This is a genomic window from Sphingobacterium rhinopitheci, from assembly GCF_022627575.1.
GTDB classification, from domain to species: domain Bacteria; phylum Bacteroidota; class Bacteroidia; order Sphingobacteriales; family Sphingobacteriaceae; genus Sphingobacterium; species Sphingobacterium rhinopitheci.
In genome coordinates, this window is sequence record NZ_JADEYQ010000046.1 from 1 (window position 1) to 5,023 (window position 5,023).

General features: G+C 31.5%; 4 protein-coding genes, 1 tRNA gene and 1 pseudogene. 2 read left to right on the forward strand and 4 right to left on the reverse strand.

All coding sequences use genetic code 11. The annotated features are described in order from the left end of the window. Positions 1-112 precede the first annotated feature (112 nt). From IP023_RS15615 to IP023_RS15625, 3 genes are all read right to left on the reverse strand, one after another. A complete protein-coding gene (locus IP023_RS15615; RefSeq protein WP_241791342.1) occupies positions 113-601 on the reverse strand; it encodes a DUF4145 domain-containing protein in 489 nt (162 codons plus the stop codon). Positions 602-792: 191 nt separating this feature from the next. After that, positions 793-1,956 carry a TlpA disulfide reductase family protein gene (locus IP023_RS15620; RefSeq protein ID WP_241791343.1) on the reverse strand — a complete coding sequence of 388 codons (1,164 nt, stop codon included), beginning with the start codon at positions 1,954-1,956 and terminating at the stop codon, positions 793-795. Between the two features lie 406 nt (positions 1,957-2,362). Continuing rightward, entirely contained in the window at positions 2,363-3,043 is a 681-nt protein-coding gene (locus tag IP023_RS15625) for an NAD(P)-dependent oxidoreductase (RefSeq protein WP_241791344.1), read from the reverse strand. An 81-nt stretch (positions 3,044-3,124) separates the two neighbouring features. Between IP023_RS15625 and IP023_RS15630 the strand changes: the two genes are divergently transcribed. Together IP023_RS15630 and IP023_RS15635 are read left to right on the forward strand one after the other, a co-directional pair. Continuing rightward, a complete protein-coding gene (locus IP023_RS15630; protein ID WP_241791345.1) occupies positions 3,125-3,478 on the forward strand; it encodes a winged helix-turn-helix transcriptional regulator in 354 nt (117 codons plus the stop codon). Positions 3,479-4,050: 572 nt separating this feature from the next. Next, positions 4,051-4,132: transfer RNA gene (locus IP023_RS15635), tRNA-Leu, on the forward strand. Between the two features lie 103 nt (positions 4,133-4,235). Here the strand turns inward: IP023_RS15635 and IP023_RS15640 are convergent. Next, a pseudogene (locus IP023_RS15640) lies at positions 4,236-5,009 on the reverse strand (ISAon1 family transposase). Positions 5,010-5,023 lie beyond the last annotated feature (14 nt).

Below are 5,023 nucleotides of genomic sequence, written 5' to 3' on the forward strand. Positions count from 1 at the left end.
TGGTACCCCTTGTTCTTGTTGAGCTAAAATCTTAATGATTTGAACCTCGCTGAATTTACTCTTTTTCATAATCCCTAATTTAATAAAACTACATTTTTAATCGTAGCGTTTTTTAGGGAAGATTACAAACAGATTCATTCCCTATAACTCGTACGCTATCCAATGCTTGTTGGACTTTTGGAGGCAAACCTTTCGATACTAAATTTTTTATATCGTTATTAATATCTTTTCCTGATTCGCCAAGATATTTACATAATTTTTGGATTGAAAGTCTTAATAAAGCTGCCGAACTTCTTGGTGATAAATTTAAAACCATAGCGGCTTCATTGTAATCTGCTATAATGTCTTCGGGTAAATCTAAATTAGCAGGCTCTAATATTGAATTTTGAGGAAATATAATACTTTCTCCTAGCCATATTGTACTACCTAAACAACGTTCACAATAAGAAACTTTAAATTTTCTATCCTCATGTTGACGTCCAAAACCATTGGATCTTTCAGCTGCTTTCAAATAAAACCAGTCTTGATGAGAATAAATATGACAATGTGCACAATTAAATGCTTTCAAGTCAAGTTCGGGAGCAATGTATTGTCCTTTCATTTTAGCAGTTTATAAATTAAATATTGCACATAAAGCAACTGTGTTAGTAAAACTAATATACACAATGTTTCTCTAGTACTCCTTTATAATATATGAATTACAGTTTAAACAACTTAATTCAAAAAGTCTCAAAAAACGCTGGTTTTTCAAGTAAATGAAATAGTGTGTAAAAAATAAATTCATTTTATTTTTTAATTCTTCGATGTATATAAGCTAAAGTATTCTTCAATTTTCTTTTTAAGTTTTTCACCTCTTAAACCTAGAGCTATAATAGTTCCATTCTCATCAATTAATACCGTATGCGGAATTGCACTTGCGTCATATACAGTTGAAATAGGATTTGATAGATTGGAGTCAATAAATTGTATCCATTGCATACCAAAACTATCAACGGCATCTTTCCATTTATCTCGATTTCTGTCTAATGATATACCTACGATTTGTAGTCCTCCGTCTTTATATTTATTATGAAGATCAACTATTTCTGGCATCTCTTTTAAACAAGGAATACACCATGAAGCCCAAAAATCTAGAAGAATCAACTTTTTTGAAAAGATAGCTTCGGATAGTGTTATTTTCTCACCTGATAACAATTCACCTTCAACATCAATATATTTGTCACCAACTTTTATCTGGTTCATATTTGAAGCTGTAGCTTTAATACCTTTCATCATTTCTGCTATAGATGCTTTAGCTGCATTTATTGTTTGCTTATCACTCTCACTTAGTTTCGATTCTATTTCTTCCTTTGTATCTTTTTTTAATGTAACACCAAGTAAAGTGTAAACATACTGACCTGCAGGGTTAGTGATATTACTCTTTACAAAGTGAGAAATATTATAAACATAATCTAAAGCTAGTTTTTTATTATCTTCATGGACCTCTTCTTCGTTTTCAATTGTCCACTTATTTTTAGTTAATGCTTCTTTACGTTTTTTCGCCAATTCCATTTCCCGCGCAGCCGATTTATAAGAAAATTCCAAAATAGTAGCAAAATCATTGTTAAGTGTTGAACCCCTAATTTGGAAATAGTCGATAGGGTTGCCCTCCATATATGTAACATTCAATGGTTCATTATCTAAGGCAAACATTCCTCCCGCATGCTTATTAAACACAATCGAATAAAGTGACGTATCATTAGGTGACTTTATATTAAAAACAAATCGACCATTCTCAACGTACGAACTATCTATATTAATTGGTATAGCCATTGGATTAGAAATATCAACTTTTGATAGGTAAACGTATTCTCCATTGAATTTATCAGGAATTGTACCGGTAATTGTATTTAGTTTTTGAGCTTCTGCTAAAAGTCCTGTAAACATTAACAAGAATATTAGTTGATATTTTTTCATTTTCTTTTCGCTTATTAAAATCTTAGTAGGATTATGTATTTTTTGTAGGTGAATCTATCTGTAAAACATGCATTACCGAACCGGTATTAGCGACAAGAATTGCATAGGTGACTTGTTTCCTATGTTTTTCTAAGGTATTATAAGATTTATAATAGGTCACTAACTTTAATTAGTTATGTAATACATAACTAATTAAAGTTAATGATAAAAATTGAAAAGTCTTAATTTAAAAATACTTTTTTTTGAAAGGTACAAAGAATTTAAGCAGCTTTATTTTATACTCTCACTCCAACTTTTTATCGGCCTAATTTTCTTTTTTAGTAAACACTTAACAAAAAACAATGTTATTAAGGTAGTTTTTTATAAAATTATAATAGTTTGAATGTCTCATAAACCCCTCAATAAATTAGTAAGCAACAGTAAATAAAGTCTTATTAAATTTTTCTTCTTCAATTTCGTCTACTACTGCGACAGCTAGATCTTCAACCGAAATAGAGCTTTGCCCCTTCTCGTCGAAGATTGGCGTCATTGTTCCATATCGATATTTTTCTGTTCTTCCAGTTGTAATGCCTGGATGCATTTCTAATGCTGGAGATAAATAAAGCCAATCCAATGAGGTTTCTTTTTTCAATAGATTAAAGTATTCTCGTGCAGCTCTTGCTACAGGTTTGAAAATTTCAGGAAACTCATCGGTATCCACTGCTTGTATTGATTCCGTAACATATAAGCTACCTGCTCCACCGATAACGATATATCGTTTTACTTTTGATTTGATTGCAGCTTGTTGAATTGATAATGAGCCATTTATAAAGTCCTGATACATGTTGAGATTTTCCCATCCTGAGCTATAAGCACTTACCAATATATCATACCCTGTAATATTTTGGGCTAATTTGTCTGTGTCAAAAATATCAACATTTAAATAAGTTAAATTTACATTTTCTGATGTTTTATTGTCTCTCGATATTCCCAAAACATCATAATTTCTATTAACTAGTTCATTAATGATTTTGGATCCTACGAATCCAGTAGAACCTATAACTGCTACTTTTATATTAATTTTAATGTTTATACAAAAATAATTCATAAATGATTACTTTAAGTTATGTATTACCTATTGGTAAGTAATTACTAATAAGTAACTATATTAGGGTTCAAAATATTTATTATGAAAAAATATAGTATACCTATTTCAGAGCAATGTAAGTCTTCGTTGAAAGGAATTGAGGATGTCCAAGAAATAATGGGTGGTAAGTGGAAATACTTAATAGTTTCTACCCTCTTTTTTTTAGGTAAATTAAAATTTATGGAACTATGTAGGCAGATAGACAAAATATCGCCTAAGGTACTTTCTAAAGAACTAAAAGATTTAGAGATAAATCAATTAGTTACTAGGACAATATGCGACACTAAACCTATCACTGTTGAATATGAATTAACTAATCTTGGGGAGAGCTTACATACTATAATTATAGAAATGGGGAAATGGGGTATTGCCTACAGGGAAAGTATTTTAAAATAAATAATTTCAAACTAATAATCATTAGTTTGAAGTCTCAATAACCCCTGATTTAATAAAACTCCAATACAAACAACTACTAACAATAAATACTAATCTAAAACAGAATATCACCAAACCAAATTCTATAATAAATCTCGTATTACCCTCAAATCATCAAGAAAACATTTTGACATTTGTTTGGCGCTGGGTACTAAAGCCTTAATCGTAAAGATTAAGGCTTTTTTTATTTAGATACTCCGCTATTTAATATTTTCATAGATTAATTGGAATTTCGTAGCCATGATCTGCTAACAGATAAACATGGGATTATAGAACGATACTAAAATTAAAATCAGAGGGGTAAATAATCATGGAGTTAGCAGCTTTTGTAAAGATATTTCCATATCTAAAAACATTTCTACGCATTAATTTCAATCTTAGATAAAACCCAATACACTACAAATCAGCAGCTTTTAAATAAGCCTCTCTACTTTCACTATAAAAGCGTTTGAATTCTCAAAAAACAGCAAAAAATATTTTGGAAATAAAAGGAATTGGTCTATATTTGCACTGTCGAAACAACAAAACAGCTTGCCCAGCTGGCGGAATTGGTAGACGCGTTGGTCTCAAACACCAATATCTTCGGATGTGCCGGTTCGACTCCGGCGCTGGGTACTAGACCGGATAAGTGATTAAAATGATCATTTATCCGGTTTTTTTCTGTAAATCGTCAGCAAAAAGTGGACAGTTAAAGTGGATCATATTCAAAATCTGTGGACTAGGCAAATAATTTAGTTAATCTGAAAAGGAAAAAATTGATATCAGCTACCCCTCTAAACTGACTTCTGAATACTTTTATTTTAGCATTGAAGGACTCTGCTGAAGCGTTGGTACTTTTATTATCAAAGTAGTTTAGGATCTATTTATGATGGATATTTATTGTTCTAGATACAGTATTGAATGACTTGAATCCTGATTGTTCTACTTTATTCACCCATTTGGCTAGCCTTGTGGTTCCGTAGAGCTTATCAATTGATGTGTTGAATATCCACGAAAGTTCCTGTGATAAGCGGTATGCTTTTTCAATATCTGAATAGCGTTCAAATAATAATTTAGCTCTTTCTTTTTGTTCGCAAGTCCACTTATACTCGCTTTTATAGAGTAAATATCGGCTTCTTGCAAGAAGCTGTTTGACCGTGTCACTATTAGCAAGAACTTCTGGATAATAAGTTTCTTTTTTCTTACGCGCTTGTTCAATTGCCTGGTTTTCATCATCTATAGCTTGCCATCGATGTTTTATTCGGATTTCTTGGAGTGCTTCGCTAGCCAATTGTTGTACATGGAAACGATCTATTACTTGCACTGCATTAGGAAAACAGCACTTCGCGATCAAACCCATGTTTCCTGCTAAATCAAGCGTGATTTCGGTTACTTTTTTGCGTTTTCGTAATGGAATTTGTTGAAGAAAAGGGATGATTACTTCTGATTTTGTTCCGCTTATTATAGCTACAATTGTACCTTTTTTACCTTGTGACTCCTTATTGGTGATCACAGTATAGAGCTCTC

Excerpts from the sequence above, each read along its gene's own strand:
- IP023_RS15620 (WP_241791343.1), bottom strand. The coding sequence starts at position 1,956 with ATGAAAAAATATCAACTAATATTCTTGTTAATGTTTACAGGACTTTTA.
- IP023_RS15615 (WP_241791342.1), bottom strand. The coding sequence starts at position 601 with ATGAAAGGACAATACATTGCTCCCGAACTTGACTTGAAAGCATTTAAT.
- IP023_RS15625 (WP_241791344.1), bottom strand. The coding sequence starts at position 3,043 with ATGAATTATTTTTGTATAAACATTAAAATTAATATAAAAGTAGCAGTT.
- IP023_RS15630 (WP_241791345.1), top strand. The coding sequence starts at position 3,125 with ATGAAAAAATATAGTATACCTATTTCAGAGCAATGTAAGTCTTCGTTG.